At 68.2% G+C, this 20,209-nt stretch carries 16 protein-coding genes; 7 read left to right on the top strand and 9 right to left on the bottom strand.

The genetic code is table 11. The features are described 5' to 3' along the window. Positions 1-4 precede the first annotated feature (4 nt). Genes sufD through FBZ87_RS21755 form a run of 4 tightly spaced genes read left to right on the top strand, consistent with a single transcriptional unit; the run spans position 5 to position 3,417 of the window. Positions 5-1,306 carry a Fe-S cluster assembly protein SufD gene (gene sufD, locus FBZ87_RS21770; RefSeq protein WP_145612684.1) on the top strand — a complete coding sequence of 434 codons (1,302 nt, stop codon included), beginning with the start codon at positions 5-7 and terminating at the stop codon, positions 1,304-1,306. Next, complete coding sequence (locus tag FBZ87_RS21765) at positions 1,303-2,571, top strand: aminotransferase class V-fold PLP-dependent enzyme (protein ID WP_145612683.1); 1,269 nt, start codon at positions 1,303-1,305, stop codon at positions 2,569-2,571. The genes sufD and FBZ87_RS21765 overlap by 4 nt, the downstream gene beginning before the upstream one ends. Positions 2,572-2,585: 14 nt before the next feature. Further along, complete coding sequence (gene sufU, locus FBZ87_RS21760) at positions 2,586-3,047, top strand: Fe-S cluster assembly sulfur transfer protein SufU (protein WP_145612682.1); 462 nt, start codon at positions 2,586-2,588, stop codon at positions 3,045-3,047. Between the two features lie 10 nt (positions 3,048-3,057). Then, a complete protein-coding gene (locus FBZ87_RS21755) occupies positions 3,058-3,417 on the top strand; it encodes an iron-sulfur cluster assembly protein (protein ID WP_145612681.1) in 360 nt (119 codons plus the stop codon). Positions 3,418-3,908: 491 nt separating this feature from the next. On the opposite strand, the gene tehA is transcribed toward FBZ87_RS21755, so the two are convergent. From tehA to FBZ87_RS21740, 3 genes are all read right to left on the bottom strand, one after another. Further along, the gene (gene tehA, locus FBZ87_RS21750) at positions 3,909-4,886 is read right to left on the bottom strand and encodes a dicarboxylate transporter/tellurite-resistance protein TehA (RefSeq protein WP_145612680.1); all 978 of its coding nucleotides are present in this window, start codon (positions 4,884-4,886) and stop codon (positions 3,909-3,911) included. Positions 4,887-5,012: 126 nt separating this feature from the next. Continuing rightward, a complete protein-coding gene (gene cysE, locus FBZ87_RS21745) occupies positions 5,013-5,852 on the bottom strand; it encodes a serine O-acetyltransferase (protein ID WP_246134528.1) in 840 nt (279 codons plus the stop codon). A gap of 236 nt (positions 5,853-6,088) precedes the next feature. Beyond that, positions 6,089-8,464 (bottom strand): glycoside hydrolase family 31 protein, encoded by a 2,376-nt coding sequence (locus FBZ87_RS21740; RefSeq protein ID WP_145612678.1) that lies wholly within the window; start codon positions 8,462-8,464, stop codon positions 6,089-6,091. Positions 8,465-8,816: 352 nt separating this feature from the next. On the opposite strand from FBZ87_RS21740, the gene FBZ87_RS21735 reads away from it, so the two are divergent. Together FBZ87_RS21735 and FBZ87_RS21730 are read left to right on the top strand one after the other, a co-directional pair. Continuing rightward, a complete protein-coding gene (locus FBZ87_RS21735; protein WP_211107049.1) occupies positions 8,817-9,266 on the top strand; it encodes a DUF3775 domain-containing protein in 450 nt (149 codons plus the stop codon). Between the two features lie 128 nt (positions 9,267-9,394). After that, the gene (locus FBZ87_RS21730) at positions 9,395-9,901 is read left to right on the top strand and encodes a YciE/YciF ferroxidase family protein (protein WP_145612677.1); all 507 of its coding nucleotides are present in this window, start codon (positions 9,395-9,397) and stop codon (positions 9,899-9,901) included. A gap of 11 nt (positions 9,902-9,912) precedes the next feature. On the opposite strand, the gene FBZ87_RS21725 is transcribed toward FBZ87_RS21730, so the two are convergent. From FBZ87_RS21725 to FBZ87_RS21705, 5 genes are all read right to left on the bottom strand, one after another. Continuing rightward, positions 9,913-11,448 carry an alpha,alpha-trehalose-phosphate synthase (UDP-forming) gene (locus tag FBZ87_RS21725; RefSeq protein WP_145612676.1) on the bottom strand — a complete coding sequence of 512 codons (1,536 nt, stop codon included), beginning with the start codon at positions 11,446-11,448 and terminating at the stop codon, positions 9,913-9,915. A gap of 102 nt (positions 11,449-11,550) precedes the next feature. Then, complete coding sequence (locus FBZ87_RS21720) at positions 11,551-14,136, bottom strand: membrane-bound PQQ-dependent dehydrogenase, glucose/quinate/shikimate family (RefSeq protein WP_145612675.1); 2,586 nt, start codon at positions 14,134-14,136, stop codon at positions 11,551-11,553. Between the two features lie 55 nt (positions 14,137-14,191). Beyond that, positions 14,192-15,724: an efflux transporter outer membrane subunit gene (locus tag FBZ87_RS21715; RefSeq protein ID WP_145612674.1), complete on the bottom strand. Its 1,533-nt coding sequence runs from the start codon at positions 15,722-15,724 to the stop codon at positions 14,192-14,194. 2 nt (positions 15,725-15,726) lie between these two features. Beyond that, entirely contained in the window at positions 15,727-17,310 is a 1,584-nt protein-coding gene (locus FBZ87_RS21710; protein ID WP_145612673.1) for an MDR family MFS transporter, read from the bottom strand. Continuing rightward, positions 17,307-18,632 (bottom strand): HlyD family secretion protein, encoded by a 1,326-nt coding sequence (locus FBZ87_RS21705; protein ID WP_145612672.1) that lies wholly within the window; start codon positions 18,630-18,632, stop codon positions 17,307-17,309. Before FBZ87_RS21705 ends, FBZ87_RS21710 begins: the two co-directional genes overlap by 4 nt. A 170-nt stretch (positions 18,633-18,802) precedes the next feature. Here FBZ87_RS21705 and FBZ87_RS21700 point away from each other — a divergent pair, with 170 nt between their 5' ends. Continuing rightward, positions 18,803-19,345: a TetR/AcrR family transcriptional regulator gene (locus tag FBZ87_RS21700; RefSeq protein ID WP_186454899.1), complete on the top strand. Its 543-nt coding sequence runs from the start codon at positions 18,803-18,805 to the stop codon at positions 19,343-19,345. A 2-nt stretch (positions 19,346-19,347) separates the two neighbouring features. On the opposite strand, the gene FBZ87_RS21695 is transcribed toward FBZ87_RS21700, so the two are convergent. Beyond that, positions 19,348-20,208 (bottom strand): alpha/beta fold hydrolase, encoded by an 861-nt coding sequence (locus FBZ87_RS21695; RefSeq protein WP_145612670.1) that lies wholly within the window; start codon positions 20,206-20,208, stop codon positions 19,348-19,350. Position 20,209: the final 1 nt, after the last annotated feature.

Here is a 20,209-nt window from a genome sequence, read left to right as displayed (position 1 = left end):
TGCCATGCTGATGACAGACGACAGCGCGCCGTTCCGCGACACCTTCGACCAGCTGCTGGCCACGGTGGCGGAACCTGCCTGGCTCACCACCCGCCGCCGGGCGGAAATGGACCGCTTCGCCCTGCTGGGCTTTCCCACCCGGCGTCAGGAAGCCTGGCGGTTCACCGACCTGGAACCGCTGATCGCGGCACCACCCCTGCCGGCGCACCCCCTGCCGGCAGCGGGCGGCGACGATGGGCCGGCGCCGGCGTCGCTGGCGCCCTGGCTTCTGCCTGTTCCCACACACCGGCTGGTGCTGGTGGACGGCCGGTTCGCGCCCGCGCTGTCGGCCGGTGGGGCCCTGCCGGCCGGCGTGTGGCTCGCCTCGGCGGCGGAGACGCTGCGCCGCCGCCCGGACATGCTGGAACGCGCCTTCGGGGAAGGTGAGGAGGCATTTGCCGCCCTGAACGCCGCCCTGTTCACCGACGGGGTGGTCCTGGCGCTGGAACCGGGCGTGGTGCTGGAAACGCCGGTGGAGATCATCCACCACACCAGGTCCGCCGCCCATGCCCGTCTGCACATTGCCCTCGGGGCGGGTGCCCAGGCCATGGTGGTGGAAACGGCGATAGGCACGGGGACCGGCTGGAGCAATACCGTCGGCGTCATCACCCTGGGCGCCGGTGCCACGCTGACCCACCTGCACATCCAGGCGGAGGATCCGGCCGCCTGCCATACGACCGCGGTGCGGGCCGTGCTGGCGGACCAGGCCCGGTATGAGACCTGCACCCTGATCACCGGCGGGCGCCTGTCCCGGCGGGACGTGGCGGTCACCCTGGCGGGCGACGGGGCGCAATTCCGCCTGCACGGCGCCTATCTGCTGGACGGCGGGCAGGAGGCCACCCTGTCGGTCCGGGCCAATCATCTGGGCCTGGGCTGCCGCACGGAGGAAGTGGTGAAGGGCGTGCTGGCGGGGGCCTCTCACGGCGTGTTCCTGGGCACCGTGGCCGTGGCACCGAGCGCCGACGGCACCGACGCGCGCCAGCTGAACCGCAACCTGCTGCTCAGCCCTCAGGCGCGGGTGGACACCAAGCCGGAACTGGAAATCCTGGCGGACGACGTGAAGTGCAGCCACGGCGCCACGGTCGGCAGCCTGGACGAGGCGTCGCTGTTCTATCTCCAGGCCCGCGGGATCGATCCGGACGCCGCCCGCCGCATGCTGGTGGAGGCCTTCGCCGTCGACGCCATCGATGCCGCCGGCCTGCCGGATGCGCTGGCCGCGCTGGCCCGCCGGCACCTGCGGCGCTGGCTGGATGGGGGTGCGTCATGACCCTGCTGCTGGAAGACCGGGCCGCGATCCGGCCCGATGGCGCCGCGTTCGATCCGGTGGCTGTCCGCCGCCAGTTTCCCATCTTCGGGCGCAATCCCGGCCTGACCTTCCTGGACACGGCCGCCAGCGCGCAAAAGCCGCGCGCCGTGATCGACGGCATGGCCGAGTTCTACCGCACCGACTATGCCAACGTGCATCGCGGCGTCTACGGCCTGAGCGCCCGCTCCACCGCCCGGTTCGAGGCGGCGCGGGAAACGGTGGCGCGTTTCCTGAACGCCGCCGACGCGTCGGAGATCGTCTTCGTGCGCGGTGCCACGGAGGGCATCAACCTGGTGGCGCAAAGCTGGGGGCCGGCCTTCCTGCGCCCTGGTGACCAGGTGGTGGTATCCGAGTTGGAGCACCATTCCAATATCGTGCCGTGGCAGATGCTGCGCCAGCGCCTGGGAATAGAGCTGGTGGTGGCCCCTATCGGTGCCGATGGCGCCTTGGATCTGGTGGCGTTCCAAGGCCTGCTGGGGCCGCGCACCCGGCTGGTGGCCATGACCCACCTGGCCAATGTCACCGGCCATGTCGTCGCGGTGGAGGCGGTGGTGCGCCTGGCCCACGCCCAGGGCGCCGTGGTCCTGCTGGACGGATGCCAGGCGGTGCCGCGCCTGCCGGTGGACGTGCGGGCGCTGGATTGCGACTTCTACGTCTTCTCTGGCCACAAGTGCTACGGCCCTACCGGCATCGGCGTGCTGTACGCCAAGCGCGCGCTGCTGGATGCCATGCCCCCCTGGCAGGGTGGCGGCGATATGATCCGCACCGTCAGCTTCGCTGAGACCACCTACCAGGACGCCCCCCAGCGGTTCGAGGCCGGGACGCCCGACATCGCCGGCGCCGTCGGCCTGGCCCTGGCGCTGGACTTCATGGACGGGCTGAGCCGCGCTGCGATCCGCGACCATGAAGCCGCCCTGACCCGTTATGCCGAGGCGCTGCTGACGGAAATCCCGGGGGTCAGCCTGGTGGCGGCGGGCGGCAGCCGGCTGGGTGCCCTTTCCTTCCTGGTGGACGGCATCCACCCGCACGATCTGGCCACCATTTTCGACCAGCACGACGTTGCGGTGCGGGCTGGCCACCACTGCGCCCAACCGCTGATGGACCGGCTGGACCTGCCGGCGACGGCCCGTGCCTCGTTCGGGGTCTACAGCACCGAGGCTGACGTGGAGCGCCTGGCCGAGGCCATCCGTGCGGCGCAAAAGCTGTTCGGCGTCGCGGCGCGATAGGAAGGGGCACCCCCATGGATTTGCGCGATCTCTACCAGGACATCATCCTGGACCACGGCCGTTCCCCCCGCAATTTCCGGGCCTTGGCCACGCCCAGCCACTTCGCCCATGGCCATAACCCGCTGTGCGGCGACAAGGTCACCGTCTTCCTGCGCCTGGATGGCGACCGCATCGTGGATGTCAGTTTCGAGGGCAAGGGCTGCGCCATCTCCACCGCCTCCGCCTCCCTGATGACGGAGGTCGTGCTGAACAAGACTCTGGCGGAGGCCGAGGCCCTGTTTGGCCATTTCCATGGCGCCGTGACAGGCGGGGGCGGTGATTTGCCTGTTGCACTGGCGGAGGAGGGGGAGCGGCTGCAGCCCCTGACGGGGGTCAAGGCCTACCCCACGCGGGTGAAGTGCGCGACCTTGGCCTGGCACACGCTGGAGGCGGCGGTGAAAGGCGGCGGCCTGCCCGTGCCGGTGAAGACGGAATAGGGGGGCATCCATGCGCATCATCCGGGAAGAACCACTGCTGGCGGACGGGACGGCGGACGACGGCGACCCCGCCTTGATGGCGGCGGTGTTCGAGGCGCTGCGCACCGTCCGCGATCCGGAGATACCGGTCAACCTGGTCGACCTTGGCCTGATCTATCGGGTGCTGGTCCGCCGCGACGGCCTGGTCCATATCAACATGACCCTGACCACACCCGCCTGTCCCGTGGCCACCACGCTGCCGGGCCAGGTCCAGAACCTGGTCTCGCTGGTGCCGGGGGTCAGCGTGGTGCTGGTCGACATGGTCTGGGACCCGCCTTGGACCCGGGAACGCATGACTGAAAGCGCGCGCCTGGAACTGGGGCTGATTTAGGGGGTGTGACGATGGCTGCGGTTTCGGCCCTCGTGAACGCCGGGGGAAATCCGGCTGAGGTTTGCTGCGAGAAACCCAAGATCGATTTGAAAGGGCTGGGTCATATCTGGAAGGTCCCGCCATCATTCTCGCGATGCCAGTCCGCTAAAAAAGCGAAAGCCGGCCGCCGGAGGCGACGTAGTCCTTGAATGCCGCAAAGCGCGCCTCGCCGGAGACACCCAGGCGCGAGCCGCCCGGCCGCGTCATCATGAAGGCGGCGGCCGGCAACCTGAAGCGGCTGACCTTGGAACTTGGGGCAACGACCCGGCGACCGTCCTGCCGAGGGGAAGCCCGCCCTCCCCGTGAGCGCGGGCTTCGTCGTTTTAGGCCCCAAGTGGGACTTGGCCCAAAAGCGTCCGACCTTGGCCGGAACCTCGGCGTTGCGTTCCCGCTTACTCTGTACCCGCCGATAGCGCTTTCATCCAAGCCTCCGCCGGCTTGAGGCGCGCATGTCAGCGAGGCGTGGCCGGCACGGTGGGTGGTAGCAGGCGGCCCTGCAGGGCGCGGAACACCGTGCCCGCGGCCACCACGCCCACCACCAGGTTGGCCAGCAGGAACAGCCCCGGCGCCAACTGGGCCAGGACGCCGGTGTCGCCCCTGGCCGCCATGCGGACTGGCGTGGTCGCCAAGGCGGTAGCGCCGAAGGTAAAGGCCCAGAAGGCCGGGGTGAACGATTCCTTCAAAATCCAAGGCAACAGGCGCAGCAGCACCAAGGCTTGCAACAGGCCATAGCCGACCAGCATGCGGGGGAAAAGGGCCGGCAGGTCGGGTGCCACGCTGATCAGGGCGACCGCACCCACTACCGGTGGCGCCAGTTGCACACCCAGGGTGGGGCGCAGAGCAGGGGCCAGGGCCGGCGTGGTCAGCAGCCGGTGCAGCAGCACGGACTCGATGGCCAGCCAGCCGAAGAAGCCGGCGCCGAAGGCCATTTGGCCCGCCTCGCGATAGCCCAGGGCCGCCGCCACGATGGCGGCGACGAAGCTGCCCGCCACCGTGGGCAGGTACAACACGGCGGTGGTGGTGGCGGGGTCGCGCCCGCCCTGCCACAGCCCGCCCGTGCGCCACACAGCGAACAGCAGGGTGAAGGCGGCACCCAGGGTGTATAGCGCCAGGGCCAGGGGCCGCGAATGGGGCAGGGCGCCCCCCGCGACCAGCATGGTGGCGACGCCGGCCAGGCCGATGAAGCAGCATTGGACGGGATGATCCACCTCCGCCAGGGCGGCCGCGCGATGGTTGATCCATTTGGCGACGTACAGCAGCAGCACGATGGCCCACACCGCGGCGCCTGCTGCCATCAGCGTCTCGCCCACTGCAGACGGCAGGCCCCAGGCGTCATGGGCCGCCCGCCAGCTGGCACCCAGGCCGGTCAGGCCCAGCACGATGCCGAAGAAGGCGGCCGGGACGGGAGGCAGAAAGGGACGGGCGCTCATGGAGGCTCCTTGATGGCTCGAGCGGCATTTGCCAGGTCATTCAGCCTGACCAACTTGCCGCGCCCGTCAAGGTGGCGCTTAAGCCTCGCAACAAAGTTTGCGCTGACCCTAAATGGAGTAGTTGCCCTAAATGGAGTAGTTGAAGGAGTTGTAGGCTAGGTCGCTCAGCACCTGGTCCAACTGCTGGGCCGCCTGTCGCCCCGCCTCGTCCACCTTCACCACCTTGGCCGGGATGCCGGCCACGGTGGAATAAGGTTCCGTCGGCCGCAGCACGACCGAGCCGGCGGCGACGCGGGTGTAGGCACCGATCTCGATATTGCCCAGGATCTTGGCGCCGGCGCCGATGATCGTGCCCTTGCGCACCTTTGGATGGCGGTCGGTCGTATTCTTGCCGGTGCCGCCCAGGGTCACGTCCTGCAACAGCGACACGTCATCCTCAATCACCGCCGTCTCGCCCACCACCAGACCGGTCGCGTGGTCGAGGAAGACGCCTTGGCCAATGGCGGCAGCCGGGTGGATGTCGGTCTGGAACACCTCGGATGAGCGGCTCTGCAGGTACAGCGCGAAGTCACGCGCCCCGTTGATCCACAGCCAATGGGCCAGCCGGTGGGTCTGAATGGCGTGGAAGCCCTTGAAATAAAGGAAGGGCTCAATCAGCCGCTCGCAGGCCGGGTCCCGATCCAGCACGGCGGTGATGTCCGCGCGCAGGGCCGCCGCCAGCGTGGTGTCGTCGGCCGCCGCCTGGTTGAAGGTGTCGACGATCAGGGGCTGCGACACCACGTCATTCTTCAGGCGCGCCGCGATGCGGTGGAACAGCGCCGTCTCGAACGAGGACTGGTTGATGATGGAATCCAGGAACAGCGGCGCCAACATGGGCGCGCCGGCCAGGGCTTCCTCCGCCTCGGTCCGGATGCGATCCCACAGACCGTCGCCGGTCAGCTGGGCTGCTGCTTTTTCACGGCGCACCAAAGCCAACCGTCCCCCAAGCACCGGCATCGCCATCCCTCCGCCCACGCGTCCACGCGACAGCGAAGGCTGCGCCCGGAAGCTATAAAGCCCCCATCGGGGCGTCAACAATTTGACAATGCTCAAGCGACCGAAGTGGTTCCTTGAGCCGGCCTCAATGAAAATAGGAACGGCCGCGACGATAGCCCCGGCCGTTCCTTGTGTGAAATGACGCGTGTCACATGGGCGGGTGGGGCTCAGTGGCCCATGACCTGCACCAGATCCGCCGGCGCCTTGGCGAAGGGCTCGCGGGAGCCGTCGGCCGTCAGCTTGCCCGCGTGATCGTCCCAATGCAGGGTGGCGGTGGCGCCGCCCTTGCCCTTCTCATAGTCCAGGCTCAGGCCGTCGTCGTCATAGACGGTGAAGCTGGCGTCGCGGCCGGGATAGACCTTCAGGGCCACGATCTTCTGCTTTTCCGCCGTCGATTGCACGGCGGAGCCCAGGGGCAGGATGGACCCCGCGCGCACGAACAGCGGGATCTGGTCGATGGGGGACGCCACGGTCACCCACTGGCCGCCGGCCAGCTTCTCGTTGGTCCAGTAATTATACCAGTCGGTCCCGGCCGGCAGGTAGACCTGCTTGCGCGTCTGGCCGGGCTCCGTCACCGGCGCCACCAGGAAGGCTGGGCCGAACATGTATTCGGTGCCGATGTCCGCCACGGTGGGATCGTGGGGGAAGTCCATCCACAAGGCCCGCATGAAGGGCACGCCTGTGTCGTAGGTGGCCTTGGCCTGGGCGTAAAGGTAGGGCACCAGGGCGTAGCGCAGCGTGTCGTAGCGGGCCATGATGGCCTCCGCCTCCGGACCGAAGGCCCAGATCTCCGTGTGCTTGCGGTCGCCGTGCAGGCGCAGGGTGGGCAGGAAGGTGCCGTATTGGAACCAGCGGACCATCAGTTCCGGATAGTCGTGGTTCTGGCCAACCGTCTCCTCGGCGCCCGCCGGGCTGACCAGTGGCGTGCCGGTGTAGCTGGTCGTCTGTGGCAGGTACTGCCAGCCGCCGATGTCGTTGCCCCAATAGGCGATGCCCGAGGCTGTCATGTTCAGGCCGGTGGGGATCTGGCGGGCCAGTACCTCCCACTGCGGGCTGATGTCCGACGACCAGAACAGGGCGCCGGTGCGCTGGGACCCCAGATAGGCGGCGCGCGACAAGATCAGCGGCCGGCGGTTGGGCCGCCAGGCCCGCAGGCCTTGCGACGCATTTTCCACATGCAGCAGCGGGAAGACGTTGTGGTACCGGTCGCCGGAGCCGATGGAATAGAAGAAGCCGTCGGGCACCAGGTCCGGTTCCGTCTCATCCAGCCAGGGATAGTCGAAGCCGTGGCTCAGCACATTGTCGCGGGCGTGTTCCCAAAACCACTTGCGGGCGTCGGGATTGGTCACGTCGATCAGGCCGCCGGTGCGGTCGGAACGGAAGGGCAGGCCGTCCACGCTTCTGCCGTCCTCGTCCTTCAGCAGATAGCCCTTGGCATCCAGTTCGTTGAAATAGCGGCCCGAAGTCTCGAAACGCGGCCAGATGGAGATGATGGACTGCATGCCCATGGCGTGCAGGTCCTGGTTCATGGCGTCGGGGTTGGGGAATTCCGCCGGGTTGATGTCCAACTGGCCCATGCGGGTCCAGTAGAACCAGTCGATGACCATGATATCCAGCGGGTACTTCTTCTGCCGGTAGGTCTTGGCCACCCGCAGGATTTCATCCTGGCTGTCATACCGCGCCTTGGACTGGATCAGGCCGAAGGCGGCCTTGGGGGGAATGGGCGTCTTGCCGGTCAGGCGGGCGTAGGCGCCATAAATGTCGGCGGGCGTATCGCCGGTGATGACGAAGAAGCTGACCCGTTCCCCCACGCTGGAGGTGAGGGAGGTGGCGCCGTTGATGCCGGCATTCAGCACCGTCTCCGCCGGGTTGTCCCAAACGATGGCATAGCCCTTGGAACTGACCAGCACCGGCACGCACACGGTTTCACCACCGGGCGCGTCATACCAGTGCTTGCAGTCCAGGGTGCGGCCGCGCAGGTCCAGCGGGCCGACCGACTGCTGGTTCTGCCCCATGCCGTAATAATGCTCGTCCGCCGGCGACTTGAAGCTGGCGCCGACCTGATAGGTCTTCTCGCCGGCCACGGTATGCGGCGCCATGGACCAGCCGTCCATGTTCAGCACGACCTCACCGCGCGCGTTCTTCACCTGCAGGGTGACGGGCGGCAGCTGGGGCGCGAAGTACTTCTCCATGGTGGAGGGCACGCGCGGCGCCTTAGCCGCATCGACATGCAGGGTCAGGGCGCTGGAGGCGAAACTGTCGCCGCCCTGGTCGCTGGTCCGGTGGAATCCACTGTTGTCCACGGCACCGGGCAGAAGACCGTAGCCAGGGCCCTTCAGCGCCTGGTCCTTTTCGGTGGCGATGGTGACGCGCACGACGTTGGCGCCGTAGCCTTCGACCGAGACGAAGGCGCCGTAGCGGTCCAGCACCGCGATGGGGTCGGCCTTGGCCCCAGTGGTCAAAGTCGCCGTGAGGGCCAGGGCCGACACAAAACCCGCCAACGCCGCCCGCAGGAACGGCTTTCTTTTTCTCGAACTCAGCATCTCGCGACCATCCCCTCCGGGTGCCGGGCGTATCCATCCCGGTGGGAAGGGGCCGGCTTTATTGGGCATTAATAATACAAAACCGTTCTCGCACGTCGCGGTCCAGGCGCCAAGACGGGAAAATGGGCCGGGAACCGAATGCCATGGCACGTTGAAATGGATTTCAGATGGCGAGTCCGATGGGGATGCCGCCCAAGCGCGCTGCCGCCTCATGGAACCTGGAATTGGCATACAATGAAAAGTTTCAGCCCATCGCCGAAGGCACTGGCGTGACCGGGCGGGGCTTTCTTCGTCCGGGAACTTTGCCCCGCGGCGGCCGGTTTTTTCGGGGTGCGAAACGGAGGGCTCTACGATGTCCAATACCCAGGAAATGACCGGTGACGGCATACCGGCGGTGGAACTCAACATCAGTTTGGAAAAGGTCTGCTTCATCATTGTCAAGGCGCGGGAATTCGATGTGAAGGTCGATCCGGTGGAACCGGACCCGGCATCCAATCCCGCTGATGACGGCGGGCGCGGCGTGCTGGAGGACTATGACGACGATCCCACCCAGGCGGAACTGGTGGGTGCCATCACGTCCCTGAACGAGGATGAGGTGGTGGACCTGATCGCCCTCACCTGGATCGGGCGTGGCGACTACACCGCGGCCGAATGGGCCGAAGCCCGCGCCCTGGCGTTCGAGCGTCACCGGGAAAGGTCCGCCCGCTACCTGATCGGCATCCCCACCCTGGGTGATTTCCTGGAGGAGGGCTTGGCCGCCCTGGGCTATTCCTGTGAAGAATTCGAGGTGAACCGCCTGTGACGGCGGCGGAGGGGGCGTTCAGAAATCCCGGAACCGGGTCGAGGTTCAGGAATTGAGTGCTGGCCGGCGACCTCTACCGAGGCCGGCGCCTCAAAAATATCCCGCGTCCAATCCCCAGGAGGAACACCATGGGTTTGTTCACCAAGGACATTGAGACCATGAACGACCTGTTCGTTCATCAGCTGAAGGACATCTATTACGCGGAGAAGCGCATTCTGAAGGCGCTGCCCGACATGATCGAAAAGGCCACCAACTCGGAACTGAAGCAGGGATTCCAGACCCACCTGCGGGAAACCGAGGGCCAGATCCAGCGCCTGGAGCAGGTGTTCCGCCAGCACGGCGTGGAACCGGAGGCGGTGAAGTGCCCGGCCATCGACGGGATCATCGATGAGGCCGACGATATCGCCGGGGACGTGGACGACAAGCAGGTCCTGGACGCCGCCCTGGTCGCCGCCGGCCAGGCGGTGGAGCATTATGAGATCTCGCGCTACGGCACGCTGGTGACCTGGGCCAAGCTGCTGGGCCGCGATGACTGCGCCGCCCTGCTGCACCAGAACCTGGAAGAGGAAAAGGCCACGGATGAGAAGCTGACCATGCTGGCCAAGTCGCATATCAACGCCATGGCGGCGGAATAAGCGACCCGGCGTCAGCCGGTCGTGGCCCGGGCGCCTCCTGTGGTGGGGCGCCCATCCCCGGCCACCCCGTTCCCGGCTGGTCGCGCCCGTTTGGAGGCCGTCCCCCTCGCGCTTGCCCGGGGGGCGGCCTTTTTCGTTGGGATTCCGCCGGTCCCGTCGCGCTCCGTTTTGGTCCGCGCCATCTTGCGGTTGGCCAACGCGTCAGCAAAGGCCTCGCCCCACACCAGGGCCGACGTGTCCTTGATGACGTCCCACAGGTCGCGCCAGCGCTCCCGCCGCTCCGCCAGCGGCATGGTGAGCGCCCGGCGCAGGGCCTCCTCGATCTGGTCGGGGTCATAGGGATTGACCTGCAGGGCGGCGTCCAGCTGGGTGGCGGCGCCGGCGAAGCGGGACAGCACCAGCACGCCCGGGTCGTCCGGGTCCTGTGCCGCCACGAACTCCTTGGCTACCAGGTTCATGCCGTCACGCAAGGGGGTGACCAGCCCCACGCGTGCATGCCGCATATAGCTGGCGACGGTGTTACGGGTGCTGCTTTGCGTTACCAGCTTCAGCGGCGTCCAGTCGGGTTCGGCATAGGCGCCGTTGGTGGCGCCGGCGATCTTTTCCAGGTCCCGCAACAGGCTGCGGTAGGCCTGTACACCCTCGCGCGACTTGGCGGCGATCTGTAGGAAGCTGACACGGCGATGCCATTTCGGCTCCGCCGCCAGAAACTGCCGGAAGGCGGTCAGGCGTTCCACCAGTCCCTTGCTGGGATCCAGCCGGTCCACCCCGAGCACCAACGCGCGGTCGCGCATATTGTGAGCCAGATCCTGGGCCGGCCGCCGCTCCATGGCGGCCTCGGTCACGCGCGCGAATTCCCGCGCGTCGATCTCCACCGGGAAAACACCTAGGCGGACGGTGCGGTCGCCCAGTCTAAGCCCCAGTTTGCCCACCCGGCGGGCGCCGGCGTACCGCGCCGCCGTCTGGGCGAAATGCTCTGCGTCCGTTGCCGTCTGGAAACCGATGAGATCGGCGGCCAACACGTCGCGCACCAGTCCCAACAGGCCTTCGGAGATGGCCGCTACCACAGGCGGCGGGAAGGGAATGTGCAGGAAGAAGCCGATGAGGTTGCCGACCTTCAGGTCCCGCAGCGCCGCCGGCACGGCCAGCAACTGGTAGTCCTGCACCCAGATCAGGTCGTCCTTTTTCAGCAGACCCTTCAACGCTGTGGCGAAACGGACGTTCACGGCGCGATAGGTTTCCAGCTCGTTCCGGTGGAAGCTCACCACGCCGGGCAGGATATGCATCAGCGGCCACAGCACGCCGTTGGCGAAGCCGAGGTAGTATTTGCGATGCTCGTCCGGCGTCAGGTCGATCATGGCGCAACTGATGCCTTGCCGGTCGACCACCCGCGGCTCGGGATCGGGATGGTCCGTCAACGCGTCGCTCCACCCGAACCACAGGCCCTTGTGCCGGCGCAACAGGCCCACCAGCGCCACGACCAGGCCGCCGGCCTGCGGCGTGCCAGCGGCCGGAACCCGGTTGGAAACAATAACAAGGCGCTTCATGGGTGCCCCCTCGAATGATGTCTGCCCATGCAGGCAACATCCCCGGGCGCCGCCGGTTCCCGCCTTAAATGAAAAAATCTCTACGCTTCAATGGCTTCCGCATTAATGGCTTCCAGGGTGGCTCTCCATCCCCACCACGCTGGCGCCCGGCGTGGGCAGGGCGTAGGCCATGATGTAGTCGCCGTTGCGCGTGCGCAGGCCACCATGCCCGCCGGCGGCGATGACCACGTACTGTCGTCCATCCTTGCCCTGATAGGTCATAGGGTTGGCTTGGCCGCCCGCCGGCAGGCGCGCCTTCCACAGCTCCCGACCCGTATGCTCGTCGAAGGCGCGCAGGTACTGGTCGGCGGTGGCGCCGACGAAGATGACGCCGCTGGCCGTCACCAGATTGCCGCCGATGTTGAAGATGCCGGTCGGCAGGGGCAGGTTCGTCCGCGTGTTGAACAGGTTGGTGTCCCGCGTGGTGCCTAGGGGGTGCTGCCAGACGATCGTGCGGCTTTGCAGGTCAATGGCTACCAGCTTTCCCCAGGGCGGGGCGTGGCAGGGGGCGCCGAACGCACCCAGCCAGGGCTGGACCACGGCGGCATAGGGGGTGCCGTACTGCGGGCCGATGCTGAAGTCCTTGGGCTTGGGGTAGGGTTCGCTCCAGCCTTTCCACGGCTTGATCATGCCCTTCTTCATCGCCTCCTCGCGCGGCAGGATGTCGACAGTGAAGGGGATGTAGCTGGCATTGGCGATCAGCAGGTGGCGGCTGGGGTCGATGCTGGCGCCGTGCCAATCGACCACGCCGTCGAAGGCGGGATAGGCGATGGTCCCTCGGTCCAGCGTGGGCGGGGTGTAAAGCCCATCATAGCGCCGGCGCTGGAAATCCAGCCGGCACAGCAACTGGTCGATGGGCGTGGCGCCCCAGGCGTCCGTGGCCTTCAACGGCGGCGGGGTCAGCGAGGGCATGCCGGTGGAAAAGGGCTGGGTGGGGGACAGGTGCTCGCCCGGCAAGCCCCGGCCGGGCACCGCCTTTTCCTCCACCCGCGCCAGCGGATGGCCGTCGCGCCGGTCCAGCAGGTACAGCTCCCCCATCTTGGTGGTCTGCACCAGGGCCGGGACGACGCCGTCGGGCGTGGACACCTCCACCAGCGACGGGCCGATGGGCAGGTCGAAATCCCAGACGTCATGGTGCACGGTCTGGAAGTGCCAGCGTTCCTGGCCCGTGGCGATGTCCAGCGCCACCAGCGCGCTGGAATAGGCATCGTCGAAGGGGCGGCGGTCGGCGCCGTAATAGTCCGGCGTGGCATTGCCCAGCGGGATGTAGACCAGGCCCAGCGCCGGGTCGGCGGTGTAGGTGCCCCAGCCGTTGGGCGTGCCGCGGGTATACACCTCACCCGGCTTCAGCGGTGCCGTGGGGTCAGGCCGGCCCATGTCCCAAGCCCAGGCCAGCGCGCCGCTGACGGGATCATAGGCACGCACCACGCCCGAGGGTTCGCCCTTGGACTGGTTGTCGTAGATCCAGCCACCCAGGATGACGCGATTGTTCACCACCAGCGGCTGCGAGGTGATGAAGTGGAAGCCCGGCGGGACCGGTCCCATGGCGTCTGTCAGGCTGACGTAGCCGTTGCTGCCGAAATCGGGGCAGGGCTGCCCCGTGTCGGCATCCAGCGCCATCAGCCGGGCGTCCGCCGTGGTGGCGATGATGCGCCGGGGGCAGGCGGCGGCCATGGGGTTGGCCGAGGGCGCAAGGGGCGTGGGGGTGAGGGGCGTTGGTGTCGTCTCGGCCGGTTTCTCGTAATAGGCCACGCCCCGGCAGGCCAAGTATTCGTTGGCCGATGTGTCGTTGTGGGGATCGTATTTCCATTTCACGGTGCCGGCGGTGGCATCCAGGGCGATGACCTGGCGGTGCGGTGTGCAGAAGTAAAGGGTGTCGTTCACCTTGATAGGCGTCGCCTCGAAATTGAATTCCCGCCCGTTCTGGTTCTCGAAATCGCTGGGCAAGTCGCCCGTGCGGTAATACCAGGCCAAATCCAGCTGGTTCACATTGTCCGGCCGGATTTGGCTCAACGGGGAGAAGCGGTCGCCATCGGCGGTGCGGCCGTAATACTGCCAGCCGCCCTCGGGCACCGGCGGGTTGGGCGCCGGTTCCGTGACGGGCTTGCCGCCCACCAGCGGGCCGCCCTCCACCGTGCGGATGGCCGTGACGCGGTAGCCCAGCACCACAATCACCGCTACCACCAGGGCGTAGACGCCCACGCCCAGCCAGGGTCGATATGTCAAGGGCCGGGGCCGGACGCTGTGCGTCGCCAGGGAATCGTCCTCCGGCGGCCCCGCCGGGCGCGGCGCCCCGTGCAGGGGACGCACCACCCATGGCAGGCTGAGCCAGGCGCCCAGCAAGGCCGGCGTCAGCAGGCGGGGAACCAGCTGCCAGCCGTCCAGCCCCACCTCCCAGTAGGCCCAAAGCGCCGTTGCCAGGAACAGCAGGGCGTATAGCCATAAGGCTTCCCACCGGCCCAGCCCCAGCAGTACGCCCACCGCAGCCAGCGTCAGGCCGGCCAGGAAGTAGTACCAGCTGCCGCCCGCCACGATCAGCCAGCCGCCGGGGATCGCCAGCGCCAGCCCGAGAAGGATGACGACGATGCCCGTCAGGCCGGGCCAGGACAGCCAGGAGGAGACGTGGCGCGATTTCAGGGACATAGGCATAGGTCCGACCTCCGTTCGTGACGGGGAAACGCCGCAGCTTGTGCCCGGTTCCGCCTCAGTAATCCGGTGGGTCGGGCAACTGCGCCGGGTCCACCGGCTGCCAGCCCAGCCCCAGGCTTTTCTGCAAGGCGATGTAGTCATCGCTGGTCTGTGCCTGGGCCTGGGCCAGGCTCTGCTCCACCTGCAAACGCTGGCGCTCGGCGTCCAGCGCCTCCAGCGCGGTGGCGGTGCCACCACGATAGCGGGCGTCGGCCAGCCGCTGGGCCCGGGTGGCCACGTCCAGCGCGCCGGCCAGCTGGAAAGTGGCCTCGCGTTGGTGGCCATAGCGCGACAGCCCGCCTTCCGCATCCTGCAGGGCCTGCAGCACCGTGCTTTGATACTGCGCCAGGCTTTCCTGGTTGGCGGCGCTGGCCTGTCGGATCTGCGCGCGCACGCGACCCCAGTCCAGGACGTTCCAGCTCAGCATGGGGGCGCCGATCAAGCTGAGGCTGCTGCTGCGGAACAGGGTGTCCACCTTGTTGGACCCGAAGCCGATGCTGCCGAACAGGCTGACATTGGGAAACAGTTGCGCCACGGCGTGGCCGATCTCCGCATTGCTGGCGGCCAGCTGGCGTTCGGCGGCGCGGATGTCCGGCCGGCGCCGCAGCAGGGCGGCCGGGTCGGCCACCGGCACCACCGCCGGCGGCAGGGGCACGGGGCGAAGGGGCGTCAGCTCCGCATCCAGGGTGCCGGGCTCCTGGCCCGCCAACAGGGCCAGCTGGTCCATGGCCTGTTCCACCCGGCCTTCCAGCGGCGGAATCTGGGCGTCGGTCTGCCGGGCCTGGGTCTCCATCCGGGCCACGTCGGCGTCGGTGGCCGTGCCCAAGTGGCGCTTGTCCACCGTCAGGTCCAGCATGCGGTGCTCGGCCGCTGCCGAGGCGCGGGTCAGATCCAGCCGGTGCTGGGCATCACGCAAGCCCACGTAGGCCTGGCCCACCTCGGCCGCCAGCTGCACCTGGGCGTCCTCGACCTTGGCGGCGGCCGCGTCGGTCTGGGCCGCCGCCGCTTCGATCTCCCGCCGCGTGCCGCCGAAGAGATCCAGTTCCCAGCGCGCGTCGAAGCCCAGGTTGTACAGCTCCGTCGTCACATGGTTGGGGATGTCGACATGGGGCGGCGTGCCGCCGGGGAACAGGCTTGGGTTGGTGATGGCCTCCCGCGCCAAGGCGGCGTTGATCTGGTTGTCGGCCGTGGACAGGGCGCCGGTGGGGATGCGGGCCTTGGCCGCCAGGGCGGTGGCATTGCCCTGGGGGAACAGGGCGGCCCGCTGCTGCGCCACCAGGGCGCGGGCCTCCAGCACGCGGGCCTGCGCCGCCTTCAGCGTCGGGCTGGCGGCCAGGGCCAGATCCACCAGGCGGGTCAGCTCCGGGTCGCCCATGCCGTCCCACCAGCGCGCCGGCGGGGTGGCGACGTCCACCGGCGCGGTCGCGGCGCGGCGGAACTGGCCGGCGGCTTCGGACCGGGGCGCCACGTCGGGCGGGCCCTTGTAATCGGGTCCCACCGTGCAGGCGGCCGATAACAAAAGCAGGGGCAGCAGAGACGGGCGCCGCATCGTCAATGCCCCCCGCCGGGCGCGCCGCCCTTGGGCAGCGGCCGCATCATGAGCACCAGGGGGATGGAGCCGAACAGGATCATGCCGAACAGCCAGAACAGATCGCTGAAGGTCAGGACGTTGGCCTGGTGGGCCACCTGCTGGCTGAACACCGCCAGGCCCCGCAGCCGGCCGCCCTCCGGGTCGCCGTTGGCGAAGGCCTGGGTCAGCTGGGCGACGTAGGCCTGCCCTTCGGGGGAGTTGTAGGTGACGCTTTCGCCGATGCGGTTGATGTGCAGCGTGTCGCGCTGGTCCAGCAGGGTGGAGATGACGGCCAGGCCGAACGATCCGCCCAGGTTGCGGGCGGCGTTGAACAGGCAGGACGCGTCCTCCGCATGCTCCTTGCCGGCCGACGCGGTCGCCGCCTGGTTCAGGAACAGCATGGAGAAGAACTGGCCGACACCGCGCAGCAGCTGCGGCACCACCAGTTCCGGCCCGGCGATGTCGGGTGTCAGGTGGCTGTTCAGCATGCAGCTGATACCGTAGAAGCCCAGGCCCATGGCGACCGCCAGGCGCACGTCGATGCGGCGCACGGCGATGGGGAAGAGGGGCATGAGCATCAGGGTGGGCACGCCGCTGATCATGGCGATGTAGCCAGACTGTTCCGGGTTGTAGCCCTGCACATTGGCCAGGTATTGCGGGATCAGGTACAGCAGGCCATAGAGCGCCCCGCCTACCACCAGGCTCATGGCGAAGACGGCGGCGAAGCTGTGGTTGCTGACCAGGATGCTGAGGCGGATGACCGGCCGGCGGGCCACGAACTGCCCCGCGATCAGCAGCACGAAGCCGAGGATGGAGACGCCGGCCAGCGTGTTGATCATGTCGGATTCGAACCACCGCTCCCGCTGGCCCTCCTCCAGCAGGGTGGTCAGGCAGCCCAGGCCCAGGGTCAGCCCCAGGATGCCCAGCCAGTCGGCGTCGGCCAGCTGACCCCAATCACCCTTTTCCGAAGGCAGCCCCAACGTCAGCAGGCCCAGCAGCGTGAGCCCGATGGGCAGGTTCAGGAAAAAGGCGTAATGCCAGCTGACATTCTCCGCCAGATAGCCGCCGATGGCGGGCCCCAGCACGGGCCCCAGCACGGCGGTGGCGCCGAACATGGCAATGCCCACCGGCTGCTGGCTGGGCGGCAGGCGGGTGGAAACGATGGTCATGGCGGTGGGGATCATGGCGCCGCCGGTCATGCCCTGGCCGACGCGGCCGATGATCATCTGCACTAGGTTGCTGGAGATGCCGCAAGCCATGGACGACAGCACGAAGCCACTGGTGACGATCAGCAGGAAGGTGCGCAGGCCCAACAGGCGAACGAACCAGCCGGCCAAGGCGATCATGACGATCTCCGCCACCAGATAGGCGGTGGAGATCCAGGTGCCCTCGCTGCCGCTGGCGCCCACCTCACCCTGGATCAGGGGCAGGGCGGCGTTGACGATGGAAACGTCCAGCGTGGCCATCAGGGCGCCGATGGTGCCGGCCGCCACGGCCAGCCAGGCCCCGCTGTCGGCCTTGGACGCATTCCCTTTCGGGTCCGCTGTCGCGGCGGCGGCGCTCATTTCCCAGCCCCGTTCTGCGGCTGGTTGGCCTTCTCCGCCTCCCGGTTGCGCTGGACGGCGTCGTCATGCTCGCGCTGACGGCGCTCCTCCGTGCGCTTGGCCTCTTCCTTGATGCGGCGCTGCTCCTCCTTGGCGCCGATGGTGTCGACGGTGACGATGACCGACAGCCCCGGCACCAGCACCTTGCGCGCTTCCGGCCCCGCCTCGATGCGGATGCGCACCGGCACGCGCTGCACGATCTTGGTGAAGTTGCCGGTGGCGTTCTGCGGCGGCAGCAGGGCGAACTGGGCGCCGGTGCCGGGGGCGAAGCTGTCCACCGTGCCGTGGAACTCCCCGCCGCTGACGGCATCGACGGTGAAGGTGGCAGGCTGGCCGATGCGCATCAGGCCGATCTGCGTCTCCTTGTAGTTGGCGACCAGGTAGACGCCCTCCAGCGGCACGATGGACATCATGCGCGTGCCCGTTTGCACGTATTGGCCGACGCGCACGGTGCGGTCGCCTACCCGGCCCCTGATGCTGCTGCGCACCAGGGTGCTGCGCAAATCCACGTCCGCCTGGTCCACCTGGGCCTGGGCTTGTTCCACCTGGGCCTGGGCGCTCTGGATCTGGGCGTTCAGCACATCGATCTGGCGCCGCGCGCTTTCCACCTGCGCCTCGTCGGCGACGGCCTCGGCCTTGGCCTGGTCGCGGGTCTGGCGCATCTGGTCCAGCTGCTCCGCCGTCTGGGCGCCGCTGGCGGCGAGCGGTGTGTAGCGGTCGACCTGACGCTGGGCATAGAGGGCCGTGCTGCGGGCGCCGGCCAGCTGGGCCTGGGCGCGCACAATCTCCGCCTCCTGCCGGCGGATCTGGGCCTGGTACTCCACGATGGCGGCCTTGCCCTGAGCCACCTGGGCCACGGCCTGGTCGTGGCGGGCCCTGGTCTCCCGCTCATCAATCTTCACCAGGGGCTGGCCGGGCTCCACCAGTTGGTTGTCCTCGACCAGCACCTGCTCGACATAACCGCCCACCTTGGGCGCGACGGTCACCATGTCCGCCTGCAGATAGGCGTCGTTGGTCTCCTGCTCATACTGGCCGGTGGTCCAGTAGTAGACGCCCCAGGCGATCAGGGCCGCGACGACCACCACGGCCGCGATGATCAGGCCGATGCGCACCCGCGGGTTGGCGAGGGGGGAGGGCTTCTTTTCCTCCTTGCCGTCCTTGTCCCGGCCGTCCTTGTCCCGGCCGTCCGCGTCCCGCTTCTTGTCGTCCTGTCGCTTGTCGTCGCCCTGATGACGATCGCCCTGGGGCTGCTGGTCCTTGCGTGGCGTCTCGTCATCACTCATGGGGCAGGCCTGCTCAGGTAGGGGCGGCTGGTGAACGGCCGCTGTAAACGGACAGGCCTGTCCAGATGTTCCGTGACAATCGCCGTGGCAGGAAATTTTGGAAGCGGTGCAACCCGATACGCCATCGCGGCGTTCCGGTTGAAGAATCTCCCCAGGGAAGGAGCGGCCCGGTGCGTCGGGATGCGCAGGACCGTCGGGAACGGCTGATCACGGCGGCGGCGGCGCTGTTCCAGTGCCACGGCTATCATGTCGCGCTGGAGGCCATCGCGGCGGAGGCCGGGGTGGGCCGCGCCACCCTCTATCGCAACTTCGCCGATCGGCGCGCGCTGGCCCTGGCGGTGTTCGAGCGGCAACTGGCGGTCCTGGCCCAGGATTGGGCGGCCACCGGCGGCGACCCGGCCGCCTTCTATCCCTTTCTGTGCCGCATCGCCCGACAGGCCGTGCTGCACGGCCCGCTGATCGCCAGCCTGGAGGCGGAGGAGGATGGGCCCGCCCTCATCCAGGGGCTACACGGGCAGCTGGACGCCGTGCTGGCCCCGCCGCTGGCTTCGGCGCAGGCGGCGGGCCTGGTGCGGGCGGACCTGACGGTGGTGGAGCTGCACCGCGCGGCCAAGATGCTGGTGGGCGCCGCCGAGCGCCTGGCGGTGGAGGCGCAGGAGCAAGCCCTGGCCGAAGCCTTGGCCCTGCTGGTTGAGGGCTTGCGGCCGCGGTAGGGTCAGCCCGCAAGGAAGGGGCGGGTGACCGCCATGAACGCGTCGAAGCGGTCGTGATGCGGCCAATGACCGGCGTCCGCGATCATGGCCGTCCGGCCCTGCGGGAACAAGGCGGCGGCACCATTGGCCACCGGATCCTCCACCCAGCTTTTCCCGCCGTTGATCAGCAAGGTGGGGCAGGTGACCGCCGACCAAAGGTCCCGCAGCTCATCCAGGCTGATGCGGAAGGGATAGGCGGTGCGGATATAGTTGTCGAACTTCCAGCTGTAGGTGCCATCCTCATTCTGGTGCAGGCCGTGGACCGTCAGGTGGCGCGCCTGATCGGTCGACAGGAAACTGTTCTCCGCCTGCATGCGGGCCACGGCTTCCTCCAGCGTCTGGTATTTGCGCGGGCCCCGGGCCGACAGTTCGTGCACCTTGTCCACCCAGTCGCGGAAACGGTCGGCCAGAGGCTTCTGCGTCCGCAGTTCCTGCCAGGGCCAGGTGCCCTCCACCACCGCCAGCCGCTCCACCAGCTCTGGGTACAGGCTGGCGAGGAACAGCGCCGCCGCCCCGCCGTAGGAATGGCCCATGACCACCACCTTGCGGCCGGCGCGCTGGCGCAGCAGCTGCACCAGGTCGGCCACCACCTCCGCCAGGGTATAGGCGCCGCCTTGCGACCAGGCGGAATCGCCATGGCCGCGAAGGTCGGGCGCCAGGATGTGGAAGTCGCGCGCCAAGTCCTGCGCCACCCAGTCCCAGCTGCGGCAATGGTCGCGGCCGCCGTGGACCAGCAGCAGGGTGGGCTTGTCCTCCCGTCCCCACTCGACATAGTGCAGGCGCAAGCGGTCGGAGAAATAGAAGCGAGAGACGGGCCCGTTCATC

This window comes from Nitrospirillum amazonense (assembly GCF_007828035.1).
GTDB lineage: Bacteria > Pseudomonadota > Alphaproteobacteria > Azospirillales > Azospirillaceae > Nitrospirillum > Nitrospirillum amazonense.
The sequence above is the reverse complement of the archived record's forward strand: the minus strand, read 5'-3'. Positions and strand labels throughout refer to the sequence as shown.